The organism is uncultured Hymenobacter sp., from assembly GCF_964243305.1.
GTDB lineage: Bacteria > Bacteroidota > Bacteroidia > Cytophagales > Hymenobacteraceae > Hymenobacter.
On record NZ_CAXTEF010000031.1, the window covers coordinates 16,275 to 35,220 of the forward strand.

General features: G+C 62.3%; 15 protein-coding genes. 6 read left to right on the plus strand and 9 right to left on the minus strand.

Translation table 11 applies throughout. The annotated features are described in order from the left end of the window. Nucleotides 1-79 precede the first annotated feature (79 nt). Nucleotides 80-1,018: a WD40 repeat domain-containing protein gene (locus ACFE70_RS15525; protein ID WP_375418683.1), complete on the minus strand. Its 939-nt coding sequence runs from the start codon at nt 1,016-1,018 to the stop codon at nt 80-82. Between the two features lie 119 nt (nt 1,019-1,137). Here ACFE70_RS15525 and ACFE70_RS15530 point away from each other — a divergent pair, with 119 nt between their 5' ends. Both ACFE70_RS15530 and ACFE70_RS15535 read left to right on the plus strand, forming a co-directional pair. After that, complete coding sequence (locus ACFE70_RS15530) at nt 1,138-1,854, plus strand: 4'-phosphopantetheinyl transferase family protein (RefSeq protein ID WP_375418684.1); 717 nt, start codon at nt 1,138-1,140, stop codon at nt 1,852-1,854. After that, on the plus strand, nt 1,851-2,438 hold the full coding sequence (locus ACFE70_RS15535; protein WP_375418685.1) for a redoxin domain-containing protein: 588 nt from the start codon (nt 1,851-1,853) through the stop codon (nt 2,436-2,438). The genes ACFE70_RS15530 and ACFE70_RS15535 overlap by 4 nt, the downstream gene beginning before the upstream one ends. Nucleotides 2,439-2,643: 205 nt before the next feature. Here ACFE70_RS15535 and ACFE70_RS15540 read toward each other — a convergent pair whose 3' ends face one another. From ACFE70_RS15540 to ACFE70_RS15550, 3 genes are all read right to left on the minus strand, one after another. After that, nucleotides 2,644-3,513, minus strand: a complete 870-nt coding sequence (locus tag ACFE70_RS15540) for a transglutaminase-like domain-containing protein (protein ID WP_375418686.1) — start codon at nt 3,511-3,513, stop codon at nt 2,644-2,646. An 82-nt stretch (nt 3,514-3,595) separates the two neighbouring features. Beyond that, complete coding sequence (poxB, locus tag ACFE70_RS15545; protein ID WP_375418687.1) at nt 3,596-5,323, minus strand: ubiquinone-dependent pyruvate dehydrogenase; 1,728 nt, start codon at nt 5,321-5,323, stop codon at nt 3,596-3,598. 158 nt (nt 5,324-5,481) lie between these two features. Further along, nucleotides 5,482-6,294: an endonuclease domain-containing protein gene (locus tag ACFE70_RS15550; RefSeq protein WP_375418688.1), complete on the minus strand. Its 813-nt coding sequence runs from the start codon at nt 6,292-6,294 to the stop codon at nt 5,482-5,484. 266 nt (nt 6,295-6,560) lie between these two features. Here ACFE70_RS15550 and ACFE70_RS15555 point away from each other — a divergent pair, with 266 nt between their 5' ends. Genes ACFE70_RS15555 through ACFE70_RS15570 form a run of 4 tightly spaced genes read left to right on the plus strand, consistent with a single transcriptional unit; the run spans nt 6,561 to nt 13,183 of the window. Further along, complete coding sequence (locus ACFE70_RS15555; protein ID WP_375418689.1) at nt 6,561-8,024, plus strand: DUF3375 family protein; 1,464 nt, start codon at nt 6,561-6,563, stop codon at nt 8,022-8,024. A gap of 42 nt (nt 8,025-8,066) precedes the next feature. Beyond that, nucleotides 8,067-8,660: a DUF4194 domain-containing protein gene (locus ACFE70_RS15560; protein ID WP_375418690.1), complete on the plus strand. Its 594-nt coding sequence runs from the start codon at nt 8,067-8,069 to the stop codon at nt 8,658-8,660. Next, on the plus strand, nt 8,644-12,072 hold the full coding sequence (locus ACFE70_RS15565; protein WP_375418691.1) for an ATP-binding protein: 3,429 nt from the start codon (nt 8,644-8,646) through the stop codon (nt 12,070-12,072). The genes ACFE70_RS15560 and ACFE70_RS15565 overlap by 17 nt, the downstream gene beginning before the upstream one ends. Then, nucleotides 12,065-13,183 carry a Wadjet anti-phage system protein JetD domain-containing protein gene (locus ACFE70_RS15570; protein WP_375418692.1) on the plus strand — a complete coding sequence of 373 codons (1,119 nt, stop codon included), beginning with the start codon at nt 12,065-12,067 and terminating at the stop codon, nt 13,181-13,183. Before ACFE70_RS15565 ends, ACFE70_RS15570 begins: the two co-directional genes overlap by 8 nt. Before the next feature lie 174 nt (nt 13,184-13,357). Here the strand turns inward: ACFE70_RS15570 and ACFE70_RS15575 are convergent, their stop codons facing one another. From ACFE70_RS15575 to ACFE70_RS15595, 5 genes are all read right to left on the minus strand, one after another. Beyond that, the gene (locus tag ACFE70_RS15575; RefSeq protein ID WP_375418693.1) at nt 13,358-14,080 is read right to left on the minus strand and encodes a hypothetical protein; all 723 of its coding nucleotides are present in this window, start codon (nt 14,078-14,080) and stop codon (nt 13,358-13,360) included. Further along, a complete protein-coding gene (locus ACFE70_RS15580) occupies nt 14,064-14,483 on the minus strand; it encodes a GntR family transcriptional regulator (protein WP_375418694.1) in 420 nt (139 codons plus the stop codon). Before ACFE70_RS15580 ends, ACFE70_RS15575 begins: the two co-directional genes overlap by 17 nt. 95 nt (nt 14,484-14,578) lie before the next feature. Continuing rightward, the gene (locus ACFE70_RS15585; protein ID WP_375418695.1) at nt 14,579-15,376 is read right to left on the minus strand and encodes a hypothetical protein; all 798 of its coding nucleotides are present in this window, start codon (nt 15,374-15,376) and stop codon (nt 14,579-14,581) included. Further along, on the minus strand, nt 15,351-16,214 hold the full coding sequence (locus ACFE70_RS15590; protein WP_375418696.1) for an ATP-binding cassette domain-containing protein: 864 nt from the start codon (nt 16,212-16,214) through the stop codon (nt 15,351-15,353). The genes ACFE70_RS15585 and ACFE70_RS15590 overlap by 26 nt, the downstream gene beginning before the upstream one ends. A gap of 137 nt (nt 16,215-16,351) precedes the next feature. Continuing rightward, a complete protein-coding gene (locus ACFE70_RS15595; protein WP_375418697.1) occupies nt 16,352-18,940 on the minus strand; it encodes a PA14 domain-containing protein in 2,589 nt (862 codons plus the stop codon). Nucleotides 18,941-18,946 lie beyond the last annotated feature (6 nt).

The window sequence follows — 18,946 nt, forward strand, 5'->3', positions numbered from 1 at the left end:
ATTACCGACAAACACCTGACAGCAGAACAGTATAAAACAAGGACTGAGCCAGCACAACAACATTGCTCACTATTCACTGCTAACTGTTCACTGTTAATTGCCAAACGCCCAGGCTGCGGTCGTCGCTGCACGAAACTAGCCGGTTTTCGGGCCCCGGCCAAACCAGGCGGTTCACCGACGTGCCGTGGCCGGCGGCGCGGGCCCGGTCCAGCACCCGCAACAGCGTTAGCGAAGCGGCGGCCCAGAGCTTGATGCTTTTGTCGAGCGAGCACGAAGCTAGGTAGCGGCCATCAGGGCTGAAGGCCAGGTGGTTGACGGTGTAGAGGTGCGGAATAATGTCGGCGGTGAGGGCATAGCCGGCGGCCACGTCGTAGCGGCGCAGGTGAGCATCGCGGCCACTGGCGAGCAGGGTTTGGCCGGTGGGGTCGTAGGCCAGGGTGAAAACCGAGTTCGTGGCCTCGGTGAGGCTGGTTTTCAGGTGTAAGGAATCCAAGTCCAGGATGCGCACCAGCCCGTCGGAGGCGCCCACGGCCAACTCGCCGCGCGCCTCGTGCAGGGCCAGCGTGCGCAAGGATTTCGGGCTGACGCGCACGAGCTTTTCGAGCCGGAAGTCGTCGGCCCGCAGTACGGCCAGCGTGCCGTCGCCGAGCGCGGCATACAGACGCTGCCGGCTTTCGGAATACAGCAGCTCGAAGATGGCTACCGGGGGCAGGGCCGTGGCGTAGGCCAGCTTTTTCGCGCTTAACTCTATGGCCTGCACACCCTGAAAGTTGTGGCCCAGCACGAGCAGGTCGCGGCCGGCCAAGTGGCGCAGCGCATACACCGAGTTTTCGACTTTAGCCACCAGCTCGCCGTCTTTTTCCGGCCGCGCCGCGTCCCAGGCCACGACCAGGCCATCGGCGCCGGACGAGAACACCGCGTCGGCGCCGGCCGCGCCGGTCAGGGCGTACACGGCGTCGCGGTGCCCGGTCAGGGCCGCTATTTTATGCACTGCGGGGCGAAGAATCTCGGAAGCCATAGCGCCGGCGAAGGTAGAGTAGCGCGGACTTTAATAGTCCGCGAGTCGGGTCGTTCGGGCGCGGACTACAACCTTAAGGTCAGCGTAGCTAAAGTCGGCACCAGTCTACCTTCGCCCTCATGCCGCTGCACTCCATCCAGCTTTTGCCTTCCGGAGCCTGTCTGGGCCTCTGGCACCTGCAAGAAGCGCCCGCCGACCTCTGGCCGCAGCTGCCCAACCCGGTGCCTTACCGCCCGCTGCTGCCCGCCACCACCGACCTCACCCGGCAGGCGCAGTGGCTGGCCGGCCGGGTGCTGGTGCACGAGCTGCTGGCCGGGCTCCAGGCAGCGGGCGCCGCCGCATTCCCTACCCCCCTCTGGCTGACCAATGACCCCAACGGCCGGCCGCAGCTGGTGGGCTGGCCCCAGGCGGCCGTATCGCTGTCGCACTCCGGCGCGTGGGTGGCCGCGCTACTGGCCCCCGGCGGGCGGGTGGGCATTGATGTGGAGCTAGTGCGCGATAAGGCCCGGCGCCTAGCCGGGCGGTTTTTGTCGGACGCCGAGCTGGTAGCCGCGCAGAAAAGCGCCGACCCGGCCGTTTTCAGCCTGCTCTGGAGCGTCAAGGAAACGCTCTACAAACTGGCCGGTCAGCGGGGCCTTATCTTTCGGGAAGACATTCTAATTGACCTTTCCTACCCCCATTTTCCGGCGCTAACCACCGGCGAACTTCCTGCTACCCTGTGCCAAGCGAACGACCAAACGCGGCACCGGGTTTGCTATGCGGAGCCGGCGCCCGGCTACGTGCTCACCTACTGCTACGAACTGAATTTCTCAGCCCCTACCCCCCTATCCCTGTGAACACAAGCTCTACTTTCCTTCGCCGCTCTGCGCTGCTGGCTGCTTGCACCTTGCTGCTGGGTGTGGCTGTCCCGGCCCGCGCCCAAAGCGGCACTTCCGTCACGGATTTCACCCTGAAAACGGCCGCCAACGCCGCCGTGGCCCTCAAGAGCTACGCCGGCAGCAAGGCCGTGGTGGTGGTGTTCGTTAATCCGGCCTGCCCTTTCACCCGTCTCTACCAGGGCCGGCTGGCGGCGCTAAGCGGCAGCTATGGCAGCCGGGGCGTGCAGTTTCTGTTCATCAACGTGCCCATCAACCTCGACGCCAGCGCGTCGGCCGACGGTCCCATCGACCTGCCTACCCTCACCGACGACAGCCAGCAGGCCAGCGGCCAGCTTGGCGTGAGCAAAACCACCGAAGCCGTGGTGCTCGTGCCCGAAGGCGGCCGGTTCGTGGTGCGCTACCAGGGCGCCATCGATGACAATCCGCAAGTGGCGGGCAGCGTGCAGCAGCGCTACTTGCAGCAGGCCCTCGATAATGTGCTGGCCGGGCGCCCCACCGGCATTGAGGGCAAGCGCGCGGCGGGCTGCCTGATTAAGCGGTAAGCCGGCCGGTCAGCCCCAGCGGAGCGGCATGTTGGTAGAAAAACAACGCAAAAACAACCAGAGCCCCAGCGGGGCGACACCTGACGTCCGCAAACGTGGGTGTCGCCCCGCTGGGGCTCTAATCATTTCTATAATCGGGCTGCTATCAACGTGCCGCCCCGCTGGGGCCCACCAGCCGGCTCTCAAACCATTGTAGACTGCGTTCTTACTCCTCGTTTTCCTCGGCCGGGGCGGGCTTACTCGCCTCCAGAATCTCCAGCAGCGTAGCGATTTCGGTGGCTTTGGCGGGCTCCTGTAGCTTCTCGAAGCTGAACTGCAAATTCCGCAGGGTGCGGCGCACAATGTCGATGTGCGAGCAGGGCTCGAAGAATACTTCATTGGGCGTCAGGTTGAGCTGGCTGACGTAGTGCTCAATATCGGTGCGCGAGAGCACGAGCCCGCGGTTGTAGCAGTTGATGTAGAACGGCTCCAGGCCTGGCACCGTGGGCCGGAAGGTGAGCACGAACAGGTTGGGCAGGTTCACGCCGTAGACCGGCAGGTAGAGGCGCTGGGCCACGAGCAGGTAGATGACGCAGAGCGTGAGCGGGTTGCCGCGCTTGGTTTCGAGCACTCGCTCCAGCATGGAGTTGGCTGGCGAGTGGAAGTTCTGGGTGTTGGCGGCCAGCTTGTGGGTGCGAAACAGAACGTAATTGAGCACCTGCACCTGGTCGGCGGGGTGCATGGCCGGGCGCATGGCGGTCCAGGCCTCGAAGCGCAGCTGCTCGATGGCGCGGTTCAGGGCTTGCAGGTCAGCATCGGGATACTGGTAGCTGTTAATCAGCCACATGCCTTCGAGCAAATCCTGCCCGCCGCCGTCGCGCCACACGCGCAGGCGCTGCTGCAAGCCCTCGAACTGCAAGTGATGAATCAAGTCTTCCAGCCGCTGCTGCTGCTGCGGGTCGAGGCTTTCTTCCCAGGATTCTTCTAAAAACGGAATGATGCTCTCGCCGAGGTTCTGAATTTCGTCCTGCACGTGGGGCGCGATTTCCGGGTCGTCGAGCAGCGAGATGAGGGCTTTGATTTCTTTGTTGGTCATTGCGGGCGAAGGGCGGAAAGGCAAAGAAACCGCCGCCGCGCGGTTTTTTGGCGCGGCGGCGGCAGTTTTTGCAACATGCCAATCAATGAAACAAGTTCGTCTTAGCCAGCTCGACCAGCTCGGTGCCGCGCCCGTTCATCACGGCTTTCAGCGCATATAGGCTAAAGCCCAGCGCCTGCCCGGCCTCGATGTGGGGCGGCATACTCAGCTCCTGCCGCTTCACGATGGCATCAATCACGACCGGCCCGTCGTAGGCCAGGGCCTCGGCGATGGTGCCGGCGAGTTGGCCGGGGTCGCTCACGCTCAGGCCCTTGACGCCGGCGGCTTCGGCCAGGGCGGCGAAGTCGGGGTTGTCGAGCCCGGTGCCGTATTCGAGGGTGCCGGCGGCCAACATCTCCAGCTCCACGAAGCCGTAGGCGCTGTTGTTGAAAATGACGACCTTGACATTGGGCTTCAGCTGGCGCAGGGTCAGCAGCTCGCTCAGCAGCATAGCAAAGCCGCCGTCGCCGCACATCGCAATCACCTGCCGGTCGGGGTAGGCCAGCTGCGCGCCGATGCCCTGCGAAAGCGCATTGGCCATGCTGCCGTGCCAGAACGAGCCGAGCAGGCGCCGCTGCCCGTTCATCTTCAAATAGCGGGCGGCCCAGATGGTGGGCGTGCCCACATCGCAGGTGAAGATGGCGTCTTCGGCGGCCAGCTCGTTGAGCAGGCGCGCCACGTGCTGCGGGTGCAGGCTGGTGTCGCCGGGCTCGCCGGTCGCCAGTTCAGCCAGGGTTTCATCGTCGTCGCGGTGCCGCGCCAGCGCCTCGTCGAGGTGGGCGCGGTCGGTGCGCGGTGTGAGGTGGGGCAGCAGCAGTTGCAGTGTGGCGGCCACGTCGCCGGCCAGGCCCACTTCGACGCGGGTGCGGCGGCCGATAACTTCGGGCCGGATGTCAACCTGCACCACGCGGGCGTCTTCGGGATAGAACTGCCGGTAGGGCAGGTCGGCGCCCAGCATCAGGATGGCATCGGCATCCATCATGGCGTGGTAGGCGGCGGGCAGGCCCAGCAGGCCGGTCAGGCCTACATCGTAGGGGTTATTAGGCTCCACGACATCCTTGCCGCGCAACGCGTGCACGACCGGCGCGTGCAGCGCCGCCGCCACGGCCAGCAGCTCGGCGTGGGCATTGGCGCAGCCGATACCGGCCAGGATGGTCACCTTCCTGGACTCGTTGAGCAGGCGGGCGGCGTCGATGACGTCCTTCTCGGCCGGGCGCAGCGTGCCGGGCCGGCGCAGAGTGGGTAGGCGCGGCTCCGGTGCCTCGGCCTTGAGGTTCGAGATGTCGCCCGGCAGCACAATAACGGCCACGCCCTGCTGCCCCAGCGCCGCCTGAATGGCGCCCTCCACGATGCGCACGGCCTGGTCGGGCGTCGAAATCAGCTCGCAGTAGTGGCTGCACTCGCGGAAGATGCGCTCCGGGTGCGTCTCCTGAAAGTAGCCGGTGCCAATCTCGATGCTCGGAATCTGCGCCGCGATGGCCAGCACCGGCACCCGCGAGCGGTGGCAATCAAACAAGCCATTGAGCAGGTGGGTGTTGCCCGGCCCGCACGAGCCGGCGCATACCGCCAGGTCGCCCGTTAGCTGGGCTTCAGCGCCGGCCGCGAAGGCGCCCGCCTCTTCGTGGCGCACCTGCACGAACTCGATGCCCTCGCGGCGGCGGATGGCGTCAGTAATGCCGTTGAGCGAATCGCCCACGAGGCCGAAAACGCGGCGCACACCGGCCGCTTGCAGGGTATCAACGATGATGTCGGAAACAGATTTTTGGGCCATGATAAAGGTTTTTACTTTGCATACGCAGAACCGGCCCGGCGCGCTGCGGTTGAGCTGGCGCAGATTCAGAGTTAAAAGTGAAGAGTTAAAAGGACCGCCTGCCTTTTAACTCTTCACTTTTAACTTTTAACTAACTCTTAATCCCAGTTCCCTACCCCCTACAATTCAAACAACGGCAGCTGCGGCCCCGCCGTCACGTAGCGCACCACGTTCTCCCTGGCGTAATGCAGGCCGCCGAGCCGGTCAATCTTTTGCTTGACCAGGCTCATGGTTTGCGGCAACTCTTCGGTGATGTTGCGGGTCGTGAAGCGCAGCACGTCCCAGTTAGCGCCGGCCGCAATGTCGTTGTTGCGGGCCTTGTCGTAGCGTACGGCTTCAGGCGGCATATGGTAGGTGTCGCCGTCGCACTCGACGTCGATGTTGCCCTTAGCGCAAATAAAGGCGAAGTCGCAGAAGTAGTTGCGGCCGTTGGCGGGCAGCAGGTATTGCCGCTCGGCGGGCAGGTTCTGGCGCTTCAGCTCCCGCCAGAGCACGTCTTCCAGCGGGCTGTCGTGGAACAAGTCATTGATTTCATCGGCTTCGCTCAGCTTGGCCCAGGTCGTGGGCACGAACAGCAGCCGCCGGCCCCGGTAGCTGACCACGGGCCGCGCCAGTTCCTGCAAGGGCCCGAAGCTGATTTTGTAGTACGTCTGCTCCGAGCGGCTGCTGGCCGTCTCCTGCGGGAACAGCTCACGCCGACTCACCACGGCCACGTCCGTGATGCGGGCGTAGTAGCGCACGCTGTAGCGCAGTTCTTTGAAGGCGCTGGGAAAATAAAACGCGATGATTTGCGCCTGCCGCTCTCGTAAATTCACCGGCAGGCGGGTGCTGGTCGGGATGCGGTACCAGTGCTGGGTCTGGGCCAGCAGGAAATCGGCCGGCTCCTTGACCAGCACGACTAGCACATCGGAGACGGGGTAGGACGCGGGCATAGGCAGGCAAACTTACGGCGGGGCAGGCGCCGACAAGTCAGCTGCTAACACTTCAGGAGAATGCTAAGCTTATTTAAAAAATAAATTATTGTTGTGTTTGCACGGTACAATTATTTACTTTACTCGCTTGAATTTCCTACCCCCCTCACTGACGCAAATGCTGGCAGGAGCGAACTGAAAATCCGCATACCCTGGAGACAAGTTGCTGCCCGCCATAGCCAGTCAATAAATTACTCTAAATCACTGAGCAGTAATACAGCTATAGCATGTCCTACCCCCTCTACCGCAGTCTGTTCAGTGCCGACCGGGCGCCGGCAGCCGTCCGGGTATTGCGCAGCCGCAGCGCCCCGTTGGTGCTGTGCTTTTTGCAGGAGATGTTTAAAGCGGGAAGTTATACTCCGGTGCTGGCGAATGACAAGCTCACCAGCCAGCTTGCTGACTTCCTGGAAACGCAGGGCTTGACTGGCCAGGAAGAGGAAGGCGACCTTTCGGGGCTGGGCATCTCTTTTGAGGACCAAGCCCCGAGACTACTGAAGCATTGGGTGCGCGAGGGCTACCTGACGCTCTACACCGATGAGCAGGGTACCGACCAGCACACGCTCACGCCCGAGCTGGAAAGTGTGCTGGATTGGGTGCATTCGCTGCTACAAAAGCCGTCCTTCGTGGGCACGGAATCGCGGTTTCTGGACATTTTGCACAAGCTGCGTGAGCTAGTGCAGAACTCGGCCGATGACTGGCAGGCCAAGCTGGCCGAGCTGGAAAAGCAGCGCAGCGCGCTGAACAGCCAGATTCGGGAGCTGAAGCTAACCCGGACCGTGCGCAGCTACGACGACTATGAAATTGAGGAGCGCTACCAGAACGTGAGCGGCGTGGCCCGGAGCCTGCTGCGCGATTTCCGGGAAGTTGAGGGCAACTTTCGCGATATCACCCAACGTATCTACCAGCAGCAATCGGAAGCGGGCCGCACCAAAGGCAACCTGCTGAGCCTAGCCCTCGATGCGCTCGACGAGCTGCGCCTGACGGCGCAGGGCCGCAGCTTCGAGGCATTTTATCGGCACCTGAACGACCCGCCGCAAAAAGCCGAGCTGGATGCCCTTATTCAACAAGTGTTTGAGTTGCTGACCGAGCGCGGCCTGGAAACCGGCGATGGGTTTCTGCGCAAAATTCGGTTTTACCTGCACGGCGAGGGCCGGAAGGTGAACGATTCGTTCTACGCGCTGGCCCGGAAGCTGGAAAAAATTCTGTCCGAGAAAAACCTGCGCGAGCGGCGCAAGTCGCTGACGCTCATCCATGAGATTCGGGCGCTGGCTTTTGAGGTGATGGACAACCCACCCCAGGACGCGGCTTTTCTGGAATTGGAAGGCCGGGCGGACTACCTGACCACGGAAATTCAGGTTGAGCTAAAGGAGCGCGAAAGTGCCATCGTGCCGCGCCTGCTGGCCGTCGCGCAGCCCGAAGAAGCCGACCTGAGCCTGTTGGTCAACCCTCACGTTGTGGATAAAGCCCAACTGACCGCTAATATTAACACGCTGCTACGCGGCCAGAGCCAGGTGACGCTGCGGCAGGTCGTGGCGGCTTACGCCCTCAAGCAGGGCGTTGCGGAACTGCTGGGCTATGGCACCATCGCGGCCAACTCGCCCAAGCACCTTGTTAACCGGGAGCACAACGAGTATTTCGACCTCGGCGATGGGCGCCTGTGCGAATTTCCGGAATTAATTTTTTGCCGCTAACACTACAGCTAACTCGCAGCTCTATTGCTAACTCCTACCCCCATGTTCAGGCCCAAACCCTACGCCTCAGTCCTTGTCCGATTGCTGCAAAGCCCCGCCCTTTACCAAGACGACGACCGCCAGCACTGGCAGCAGCTGGAGGAGCACGAGGCCGCCATCCGGGCCCACTTCGCGGAGCTGGGCGTGGCACTCGACCTGAACCGCGCCGACGGCTACGCCCGCCTCACGCAGCCCGAGCCGGCCGAGGACGACCACTCTCCCCCTCTGCGCCTGCTGCGCAAGCTACCCCTCAGCTACGAGCAGAGCCTGCTGGGCGTAGTGCTGCGCGAATGGCTGGAAGAGCACGAAAGCAGCGCCCACGCGGCCAGCCCGCGGCTGTATGCGACCCGCGAGCAGCTCCGGGAGCGGGTTGAGCTGTTTTTTCGGCAGCCCCACAACCACAAGGCGCTGCTGGGCAAGCTCGACGGGCTGATTGAGCGCCTGACCGAGCACGGTCTGCTCAAGATTACTCGCAAAGACGACCTCAACCCCGACCAGACGCGCTACGAGGTCAAGCCGCTGCTCAAGGCCAAAATCAGCCTCGAAAAATTAGAGGAGTTTAAAGAAAAGCTGCGCCGCCATGCTGAGTCTGTTTGATGCCGCCGTCCCGGCGGGCTACCGGCTCAAGGCCCTGGAAGTGTTCAACTGGGGCACGTTTCACGAGGGCAGCGCGGGCAAGGACATCTGGCGCCTGGTGCCCGACGGGCAGAATACGCTGCTGACCGGCAGCAACGGCTCGGGCAAAACCACGCTCGTCGATGGCCTGCTCGCCTTGCTCGTTAATCCGACGAAGCGGTTTTTCAACCAGTCGTCGGGGGCCGAAAGCCGGACGGGGCGCGGCGAGGAATCCTACGTGGAAGGCCACTACAGCCGCACGCAGGACGAGGAAAAGCAGAACACCAAACCCGAAAAGCTGCGTCCCGACAAAGCGCAGACGTACTCGATTTTGCTCGGCGTATTTACTAATTCCCAATCCCTACCCCTTACCCTGGTGCAGGTGCGCTGGTTTAGCGGGTCGGGGTTGCAGCGCCGGTTTCTGGTCGCGAAGGCCGAGCTGAACATCGCCGAGCACATTCGTTTCGGCACCAACACGCAGTGGGTGAACAGCTTGAAGCAGCAGTTCGCCAAGGGCGTGGTCGAAGACTTTCCCACGTTCGCGCAGTATGCGGCCTGCTTCCAGCGGCTGTTTGGGATGCGCGACAAGGCGCTGACGCTGTTCAATCAGACCGTGGGCATGAAGGTCATCGGCGACCTCGACGCCTTCATTCGGACCAATATGCTGGAAGAGAGCACGGCCGAGGAGGAGTTTGCGAAGCTGATGGGCAACTACCAGACGCTGCTGGTCTCGTACCGGGCGCTGGAAAAAGCCAAAACGCAGCTTGCCCTGCTCCAGCCCGTGTACGACCTCAGCCATGAGTACGCGGCCATCCAACGCTCCTTAAGCCAGACCCGTGAGCACCAACGGCTCCTCGAACCGTGGTTTGCCCGGCAGCAAGTGCAACTCTGGACCGATGAGACCGGCCGCCTGGACCGGGAGCTGGACCGGCTAAGCGGCCTGCTGAGTCAGCAGGAGGAAGAACTGGCTACGGCCGACGAGCAGCGCGTCCGCCTGACCGGGCAGATTGAAAATGATGCAATTGGCCGGGAAATCAAGGAATTGGAGCGCGCCACCCGCGACCTGGAAAAGAGCAAATCGGCCAAGGAGCAGGACTTGAAACGGTATAATCACCTGGCCCGGCAGCTGGAGCTGGTAGCCGACCCCGACGCGGGTGTTTTCGAGGCCAACATCACCCACGCCCTGACGGCCCAGCGAGCAGTTGGGCAACTCAAGCAGCAGCTTGATGAGCAGAAATACGCGGCCCGCACAGAGCGCGACGCTAAAAAAGCGTCTTTCGACCAGCTAGCAGCCGAAGTGGCGCAGCTACAGAGTGGCACGGGCAAGGTGACGGGCCGGGTTGCCGATATCCGGCAGGAGATTCTGGCGGTGGTAGGGGCTACTGAAACGGATATCCCGTTCGTGGCCGAAGTAATGCAGGTGAGAGCCGAGGAAAAGGCGGTGTGGAACACCGCGCTTGAAAAGCTCCTGCACAGCTTTGGGCAGGACTTGCTGGTGCCCGAACATCTGCACGCGGCCGTGCGGGCTTATGTGCATAACGAGCGCGACCTGCGCGGCAAAATCGTGTTTCACAGGGTAGAGCGTAAAACGACTCGCCCGATTTTCTCGGATGCGCGCCTGGTAGCGGCCAAGCTAGATTTCAATCCGAAGAGTCCCTACGCCGATTGGCTGGAAAGCTTCGTAGCCAGGCACTACAATTACGTCTGCACTGATGATATGGCCGCCTTCGAGCGGGCGGAAAAAGCATTGCTGCCCTCGGGCCTGAAGCGTAGCAAAACCCGCCACGAGCGCGACGACACGCCTGCGCACCGCCACATTCTGGGCTGGGACAACCGCGAGCTGCTGCGCCAGTGTCAGCGCCGTGGCTTGGAGCTGGACGGGGCCATCAAGAAGGCGGAGAGCAGCTTGCACCGCCTCACGGAAGAGTTGAAGAAGGCTGAATCACGCGAAAAGGCAGTAGCTTCTTTCTTGGAATTCAAACAGTTCCCTAAGCTGGACTGGCAATCTGACGCGCACAAAATAAGCCAGCTAATCAAACAGAAGGACGAGCTGGAAAATGAGAATGCGTCGCTTAAAACCTTGAAAGAGCAATTAGCAGTTCTCAAACACAACATCAGCCAACTGACCAAAGCTAAAGAGGGCACCCGCGACGACTTTAAGGACACCGAGAAAAACCTTAAAGCACTAGCAATTGAGAAACAAGGGCAGCAAGAGTTGCTCAAGAGCTTTGCTGCGACCGACCTGGCCAACGAGTCGGCTGGCTTGGCGGCGCTGGTAGCGCCGCTGCGCGACACGCTGACCTACGCGCAGTTTTTCATGCAGAAGCAGCAGCTGGAAAAAACGGTGCACCAGCAGCTGGCCGACTTCAACCACGACCGGGAAGCGCGGGAAAAAGCCATCCGCGAAGCTATGCGCAGCTTTTTGATGCCGGGGCAGGAAGTGCTGGGCAAGTTCGCGGACTGGGGCAGCGACGCCGGCGACCTGCGCAATGAAATCGACCAGCTACGCGAGTACACGGACCGCTACGAACAAATCAGGAACGAGCAGCTGGCGGAGGTGGAAACCCGGTTCCGCGCCGAGTTCAACCGGGGCGTAACCAAGGCGCTGACCGACTACTGCCACTCGCTGGAGGTGCAGCACGAGACGATTTGCGACACAATAGCGGAGATAAACAAGTCGCTAAAAGACATCGACTTTAACTTAAATCCCGACACGTATATTGAGCTGGTGCGCACCGACTCGCGCAAGGCGCTCATTCGGGAATTTAGGGAAACCAAGCTCGACAGCTGGAAGCCGGACCTCACCCAGCTGGCGCTGGCCGCCGACCCCAGGGAGGCGGAGATGGCGCATTTTGTGAGCCACATTCAGCCCTTCATCACCGAGCTGCAAGCCAAGGAAAATGAGAAGTGGCGGCAGGAAGTAACCGACGTCCGCAACTGGTCGACTTTCCGGGCCCGCGAGTATTACCGCGCCGATAAAACCCTGAAGCAGGTGTACGAGAGTTCGGGCAGTCTGTCGGGTGGTGAAGGAGCGCAGCTGGCGTACACGGTGCTGGGCGCGGCCATTGCCCATCAGTTTGGCATCGGCCGGCGCGACGCGCAGTCGCCGCGCTCGTTTCGGTTTATTGTGATTGACGAGGCGTTTAGCAAGCTCGACGAGGATAAATCGAAGTACTTGCTGCAACTCTGCCGCAACCTGGGGCTACAGCTGATGGTCGTCACGCCGCTCACCTCGCTGCACCTGCTGGAAAAGGACGTGGAGGTAATTCACTGGGTCACCAAAGGCAAGCCCGACCAGCGCAAATCGGTCGTGACAGACATTACTATCCAGCGCTATCAGGAGCGGAAAGAAGTGCTGCTGGCGGAGGCCGAGGCCGAGGCTGAACATGATTAGCCTCGCTGAACTGCAAGCCAAAGCCCGGCGCCGCTACCCCGACGTGCTGCGGGCGCAGCTAGCGGGCGCAGTGGTTTTTCCGTTGCCGATACGGGCCAACAAATCCCTGGACCGCAACCAGGGCATGGACCACATTCTAGCCCAACAGGCCGAGCTAATAGCCTATTCGTGCAATAAAACCGGACGGGGCTATCTGCTTTCCTTTAAACCGAACGCCAAAACCAGGCAGAGCGAAATCAGCCGAATTGCGTTTGAGGCGCAGGCCGATTATTTAGAATTTATTGGCAAAACCGAGGAATTTGCTCAGTTTGCGGGCCACGCCAACCGGACGGCGGCCGTTTTGCCGGAGTTGTTGCCGCTGCTGCGGGAGCTGCCCAGGCTACTGCTGGAACACGCCAGCGTCTGGCCCGACCTGCTGACGGTTTGCGTTCATTTTAAGCAGCATCCTCAGCCCAACCAGTACGTGCGCAACCTGCCGCTCGCGCTGCCGACCAAGTTTATTGAGCGCCATCAGGGCGTGCTGCGGGTGCTGCTCGACCGGCTGATTCCGGCTCATGTGCGAGCTGGCGAGGAGAATTTCTTCCGGCGGTTTCACTTGCATCTGGAGGAGCCCAGCATCAAAATCCGGTTTTTAGACCTCGCGCTGCGGCTGCACCCGGCCGTGTCGCAGTGCAGCGTTTGGGTGAGCGAGTTTGAGCAGCTACAACCAGCGGGGAGCCGCGTTTACATCATCGAGAATCTGACCACGTTTTTGTCGTTTCCACTAGTCGAAGACAGCCTGGCCATCTGGGGCGGCGGCTTCGCGGTGAGCTTACTGGCGGGGGCCGAATGGCTGCATCAGAAGCAGCTGTTCTATTGGGGTGATATTGACGTGCACGGCTTCCAGATTCTAAACCAAATCCGCACGCATTTCCCCGCCACCCAATCTCTACTGATGGACCACGCTACTTTCTCCGCTTATCATCAGGGTGAGCAAGGCGGCAGTTTCACAGCGCACGAGCTTTCCGACCTTACCGATGAAGAGCTTGCTCTTTACCAGTCGATACTGCAAACCAACGCCCGTTTGGAACAGGAAAAACTACCCGCGCAGCATGTAGCAGCTGCCATTTAGCAAACTATCCTGCGTTAAACGATTGTCATAAGCCCTATTCTTATTAACGTTCATCCCTACTCCCTACTCCTGCTGCGAGGGCAGCAGCTCGGCCGGCGCCCCCGGCGGCGGACGAACATCGTTCGTCAACCAACTGGCCCTGACAAGCTCTCCCAAAGCGAAACCGCCTACCCCCTACCGCGGGCTCAATCCGCCCAGCGCGGAGCCGGAAAAGCTGACCTTGGTGCTGTCACCAAACACGTAGTGGGGCCGCTCGATGCGGGTTTCCTGCTCCAGCACGCTGCAGGCCTGCATCATCAAGTCGGCCGCCTGAATGCGGTTATCACTCCCAATCAGCAGCACCGGGTGGCTGCCGGGGCTGGCACCCGCCCCGGCGCGCAGGTAGCCGAGCTGGTTGCCGGCCAGCTCGATGCGCGTGGCGTGGTCCTGGCGCAGCGTGAGGCTGTCCTGGCGGAAGCCCTGCACCCGCACGCTGCCGCCGCGGTTTTCGCGGTCCGTAAGCAGCTTGCCTTCCACCAAATACCGCGCGCTGGCACTCAGCTGCCGAAGCTGCGGACAGGTGATGGTGAGCACGTCGCCGCCGCCCAGGTACTGGCGCCCTTCCGGGAAAGCCAGCGTCACGCGCAGGCGGCGGCCCTGCTGGCTTACTTGCACAAACTCGGCGGCCTGGTCGCTAAGGCGCACGCTGTAGGGGCCGGCCACAATTCTCACCTTCAGGGCGCTGGCGGACAGCACGCTTACTTCAGTGAAGCCGCTGAATTTCAGCGTCGTGGTGTTGCGCAGCGGGTCTTTATAAGTGCCGCGGGCGTACTCGGCGCGCAGGCTCAGATTAAAGGCCGCGAGGGCGCCGAGCAGCAGCGCCAGGGCCGCCGTCAGGAATTTAGTGCTGGTTTTCATGGCCGTTGACGTTGGGGCTGGGGAGGGGGGTAGGGAATGGGGGCTCGGCCCGAAAGTGGGCGTAGCGCAACTGAATCTCTTCCAGATTGATGTCGAGCAGAAAGATGGTTTTGAAAAACTCGGGCAGCTCCTGCTCCAGGAAGCGGGCGCGGCGCAGCTGCTGCACCTGCCGCCCGGCATCGGGCGCCACGAAGAAGCCGATGCCGCGCTTGTTGTAGACGATGCCCTGGTTTTGCAGGTGCTCGTAGGTGCGCATCACCGTGTTGGGGTTCACTTGCAGCTCGCCGGCCAGCTCCCGCACCGAGGGAATTTTTGCGTCCGGCGGCCAGAGCCGGCGCAGAATGTTGTCGCTCACGTAGCCCGCGATTTGCAGGTAAATGGCTTCGTTTTCTCGAAATTCCATGTGGATTAAGTAGTACGACTCAAGTAGTAAGTAGCAGAACAAGGCACTTCCATAAGGGCTGGTCTTGCTACTTGCTATTCCCGTCCTGATACCTTTTACAGCTGCTTTTCCGTGACCCGGAAGTAGGCCGCCAGCCACAGCAGCCCGGCTAGCGCCAGCGGCAGCAGGGCCAGCCAGGCAGCTTGCGTTTCGGGCAGCGTGAGGGTGTAAAAAGCCTCTCCTTCCTTCAAGCCAGCGCCGGTGAAGGGCGGCGTGAAGCGCACATCTCCTCCCAGCAAGCCCTTCAACACCTGAAAGTTGAGCAGCGACAGCACTGCCAATCCCAGGAAAACGGCAAACCCGGTTTTGATAAAGTGCGCTTTCTCGAAGTAAACGGCACCCCACAGGCAGACGGCGTGCAGCAGAAAGAAAAACCAGAACACGCCGTAGAAATCCTGCCGCGCCTTGAACAGGTTCAGCAACTCCGGCGTCTGCCCCGGCGCCGCCGCGACGTGCACCACGAGGGCGGCGGCCAGGTAAAAGAGCGGGATGAACACCAGCAGAAACAACGGTACCGAATACAGCCAGACTACGAGGTACTTTTCCAGGTGCGAGGCCGGCAGCAGCAGCGCTACACTAGCCTGCCGCCGGTCGCCAAACTGGGCGAAGACTGTGCTGGCAAAAATGCTACCCCCACCCAGCAGAAACAAGACAAAGAAGGTGCCCTGATGACTGGGGGCCGGGGCGCTTTTATTGAGGTAGGCGATGAAGCCCAGGATGAGCAGCATTCCGCCCGCGCCCACGGCGGCCGTGAGCAGATAGCCGCGCAGGTGCTCGGCGGTGTGGCGGGCAAAGAGGCGGCTGAAGCGCCCGAAATCGAAAACCTGGTTAGCGGACAGACGCGTGGCTGGCATGGCGGGGCTGGTTTAAGTAGGTGAGAATGGCCGCATCGCCGCTGGTAAGGGCGTTGAAGAGCAGCTCCAAATCGACGCGGCTGTAGGTGCCAGTGGGATTGGGCCGGATGGCCACCGGCCCACGCACCGAGGCGCTGGTGTAGAAGGCATCGGCGGTTTCGGCCGCCGCGCCCGTGGCGAAGGTGAGGCGCTCAGCCAGCTCATCCAGCTCGCGGTTGAGCACGATTTGGCGGTCGTGCACCACGACCACGGTGTCAATCAGGCTCTCCAAGTCGCGCACCTGATGGGTCGAGATTATCAGGCAGCGCTCCTCGCTCAGGGCCGAGGCCACGATTTTGCGAAACTGCACTTTGGAAGGAATATCGAGGCCGTTGGTGGGCTCGTCGAGCACGAGCAGGCTGGTGTTGGCAGCCAGGGCAAAGGCAATCATGAACTTCTTCTGCTGCCCGTGCGAAAACCTGGTGAGCTTCTGCCCCAGCGGCACTTCCAGTTCCCGCAGATACTCGTAGAGCTGCTCGGCGCTGAAGCGGGGGTAGAAACCGGCGGTGTGCACCACGAACTGCTCGGCTGTCAGGGCCGGCACGTGCACTTCTTCGGGCAGAAAAAACAGGTCTTCCAGGGTAACCGGCAAGCGCAGGGATGCCGGGCGCTCATCTACCAGGCAGGAGCCAGCCCACGGAAATGCCAGCCCCACGATGTTCTTGAGCAGCGTGGTTTTGCCCGCCCCGTTCTTGCCGAGCAGGCCGTAGATGTGGCCCCGGTCCAGGTCGAGGCTCAGGTTTTGAAAGAGCGGGACCCGCCGGGAATACCCAAAATCGAGGTTTCGGATGCGAACCATTGCGTTTATTGTTTTAGTGTACTAATAAACTAATACATCACAAACATACAGGACTTTTTTGAAATCGCAATAACTCCTGGCTTCGGGAAACAAAAAAGCCGCTCGTGAGCGGCTTTTTTGTTTCCCCTACCCCCCTCCTATCGGCTGACCTGCACTCGCACGGTGCGCACGGTGCGGCCCTGCTCAATTCGGCAGAAATAGCTGCCGGCCGGCAGGTTAGCCGCATCCAGGTGCACGGCCTGCGGGCCCTGCATGGCGCCCTGAGCCAGCACCCTGACTTCCCGGCCCGACAAGTCGCAGAGCACTACCCGGCCCGGCGCGCCAGTGCCCTCGAAGCTCAGCGTAGCCACGTTGCGCACCGGGTTGGGATAGACGCTCAGCCCGGCTATGGCTGGGCGGGCAACCTGATTATCGGCCGCCCGGACCGCCACCATCTGCGCAACCGCCGCTCTGCTGCTGGCCGCCGCCGCGCTAAAGAGCTGACTCTGGGGCACTAGCTCGCGGTCTTGGGAGGCGCTGGACCATTCCAGCCGGGCCTTGGCCATGCCGCCGTTTTCGTAATATTCGACCCGGATATCTGCTTTCTGGCCGGCCTGGAGCCAGGCCGTGCCGGGCCCCGAACTCACCACTGGCCAGGAATCGGCCCAGGCATCAATAATTAGCTGGCCATTAATCCAGAGGCGGCGGCCGTCGTCGGCATTGAAGTGGAAGGTGTACTCCTCGGAGTGGCGCGGCAGCATCTGCCCGGTCCAGCGCACCGAAAACTGGTTGGCGCTCACGCCCGGCGCGGGGGAGCCCAGCCGCCAGTCAAAGTCAATAACGGGGTCGATGCGGGTGAGCTGCAAGGTCTCGAAGCTCAGGCCGTTGTAGTACGCCGCCGTCAGGCCGTCGCCCGCGCCCGCGTCGAGCATCGACTCGGCCGGGGCTTGGGCGAAGAGCTGGCTGCGGGGCACCACCTGGCGGGGCTGCGCGGCACTAGCCCATTCGAGGCGGGCGCTGGCCAGGCCGGCATCATCGAAGTATTCCAGCCGGATGTTCACCTTTTGCCCGGCCGTCAGCCGCACCTTGCCCGCGTACTCGCGGTCCCAGTCGTTAACCCAGGCGTTAATGATCAGCTCGTCGTTCACCCACAGGCGGCGGCCGTTGTCAGAGTTGACGTAGAACGTGTACTCCCCAGTGTACAAGGGCAGGATTTGACCGGTCCAGCGCACTGAGAATTGGTTGGAACTCACGTCCGGCGCGGGCGGCGCAGTGCCCCAGTTGAAGTCGATGGTCGCGTCGAGGCGCGTGTGGCGCAGGGTGTCAAAGTTCAGCCCCTCGTAGTAGACGCCGGTCAGGCCCTGGCCGGTACCCACCACGGGCGCCGCCGGGGTGTGGGTGCTGAGGCTTGGCTTGATAACGGGCAGGTAGGGAAAGCCGCCGGGCGTATTCTGCGACGGAAACAGGTCCTGAAGCGTGGCCGGTGATACCTGAAACCAGTCCTGCAAGATGCTGGTGTAGAGGGTGCGGAAGTCGTACTGCATCGGCACCGAGCCCGTAGTGCTGCTAGCCACGTCGGGGCTCCGGCCGTGAATGACGGGGTTGATGTTGGTGCCGAAGAGCAGCACGGGCGCCGCCTCGCCGTGGTCGGTGCCCAGCGAGTCGCTGGAGGCAATGCGGCGGCCAAACTCCGAGACGGTCATGCCCACCACCCGGTCCTCGATGCCCAGCAGGCTCAAATCGTCCTGGAAGCCGGCCAGCGCCTCCGAAAGCTGCTTGAGCAGCAGGGCGTGGCTGCCGCTGGTGTGGTCGTAGGACTCCACCTGGTTGGCGTGGGTGTCGAAGCCGTAGGCGTGGCACACGTAGACGCGGGTGCGCAGCCCGCCGCCCACGAGCTGGGCCACCACCTTGAGCTGCTCGGCCAGAAAGTTATTGCTGGGGTACTTGGTGGACAGGCTGCGGGCCTTGGTCGTGGCGTTTTTTATCGTGGACGAGTAGGCGTTGAGCGAGGCCACCACCTGCCGCAGGTAGCCCACCTCGCGGCCCATCGGCGTGGCGGGCAGCGCGCCGCTCGGGCCGTCGGCCAGCTGGCGCAGGTCGTCGAGGTCGCGCACCGAGATGCTGGTATTGACTACCGTGCTCTGGCACAGATTGGAGGCCATGCCGCCCAGCGTGATGGCCAGCGGGTCGGGCATGTCGGCGTTGGGGTAGGCCTCCGGGAAGTTGGGGTACTCCGTGCTCAGGTAGCGCCCCAGCCAGCCGGTGCGGAAGAGCTGGTTGGAGTCGAGGCCCGAGAACATGATGTTGGTGGCCTGAAAGTGGGAGCCGTCGGGCACGGCGCTGTGCACGCCCTGCACGATGCCGAGCTTGCCGTCTTTATACAGGTCCCGCACGCCCGTCATGGCCGGGTGTAGGCCGGTCTCGGCGGTGAGGGCCAGCACTTTGCTTTCCGGAATCATGACGTTGGCGCGCACCCGCATCAGCTCCGAATACTTATCGCGCGGAATAATCGTGTTCAGGCCATCGTTGCCGCCCTGCAAATAAATCAGCACCAGCACCCGGTCGGTGGGCTGGGCCGCGCCCGTGACGGCGGCCAGCTCCGGCGTGGTGGGGTGGGCCTGGGCTGGCATCCGCCCGATAACCAGGGGTAGGGATGCGGCGGCCGAGGTTTGAATAAAGTGTCTTCTGTGCATAATAGGGGGTAGGGTGCGGGGCTGGCCCCCGCCCAGCGCGGGAACGACCTCCATCGGGTT

Bases quoted from the DNA above. Each gene is read 5' to 3' on its own strand.
- ACFE70_RS15540 (WP_375418686.1), bottom strand. From the start codon at position 3,513: ATGACCAACAAAGAAATCAAAGCCCTCATCTCGCTGCTCGACGACCCG.
- ACFE70_RS15585 (WP_375418695.1), bottom strand. From the start codon at position 15,376: ATGCCAGCCACGCGTCTGTCCGCTAACCAGGTTTTCGATTTCGGGCGC.
- ACFE70_RS15550 (WP_375418688.1), bottom strand. From the start codon at position 6,294: ATGCCCGCGTCCTACCCCGTCTCCGATGTGCTAGTCGTGCTGGTCAAG.
- poxB (WP_375418687.1), bottom strand. From the start codon at position 5,323: ATGGCCCAAAAATCTGTTTCCGACATCATCGTTGATACCCTGCAAGCG.
- ACFE70_RS15565 (WP_375418691.1), top strand. From the start codon at position 8,644: ATGCTGAGTCTGTTTGATGCCGCCGTCCCGGCGGGCTACCGGCTCAAG.
- ACFE70_RS15575 (WP_375418693.1), bottom strand. From the start codon at position 14,080: ATGAAAACCAGCACTAAATTCCTGACGGCGGCCCTGGCGCTGCTGCTC.
- ACFE70_RS15525 (WP_375418683.1), bottom strand. From the start codon at position 1,018: ATGGCTTCCGAGATTCTTCGCCCCGCAGTGCATAAAATAGCGGCCCTG.
- ACFE70_RS15555 (WP_375418689.1), top strand. From the start codon at position 6,561: ATGTCCTACCCCCTCTACCGCAGTCTGTTCAGTGCCGACCGGGCGCCG.
- ACFE70_RS15580 (WP_375418694.1), bottom strand. From the start codon at position 14,483: ATGGAATTTCGAGAAAACGAAGCCATTTACCTGCAAATCGCGGGCTAC.
- ACFE70_RS15590 (WP_375418696.1), bottom strand. From the start codon at position 16,214: ATGGTTCGCATCCGAAACCTCGATTTTGGGTATTCCCGGCGGGTCCCG.
- ACFE70_RS15595 (WP_375418697.1), bottom strand. From the start codon at position 18,940: ATGGAGGTCGTTCCCGCGCTGGGCGGGGGCCAGCCCCGCACCCTACCC.
- ACFE70_RS15560 (WP_375418690.1), top strand. From the start codon at position 8,067: ATGTTCAGGCCCAAACCCTACGCCTCAGTCCTTGTCCGATTGCTGCAA.
- ACFE70_RS15570 (WP_375418692.1), top strand. From the start codon at position 12,065: ATGATTAGCCTCGCTGAACTGCAAGCCAAAGCCCGGCGCCGCTACCCC.
- ACFE70_RS15530 (WP_375418684.1), top strand. From the start codon at position 1,138: ATGCCGCTGCACTCCATCCAGCTTTTGCCTTCCGGAGCCTGTCTGGGC.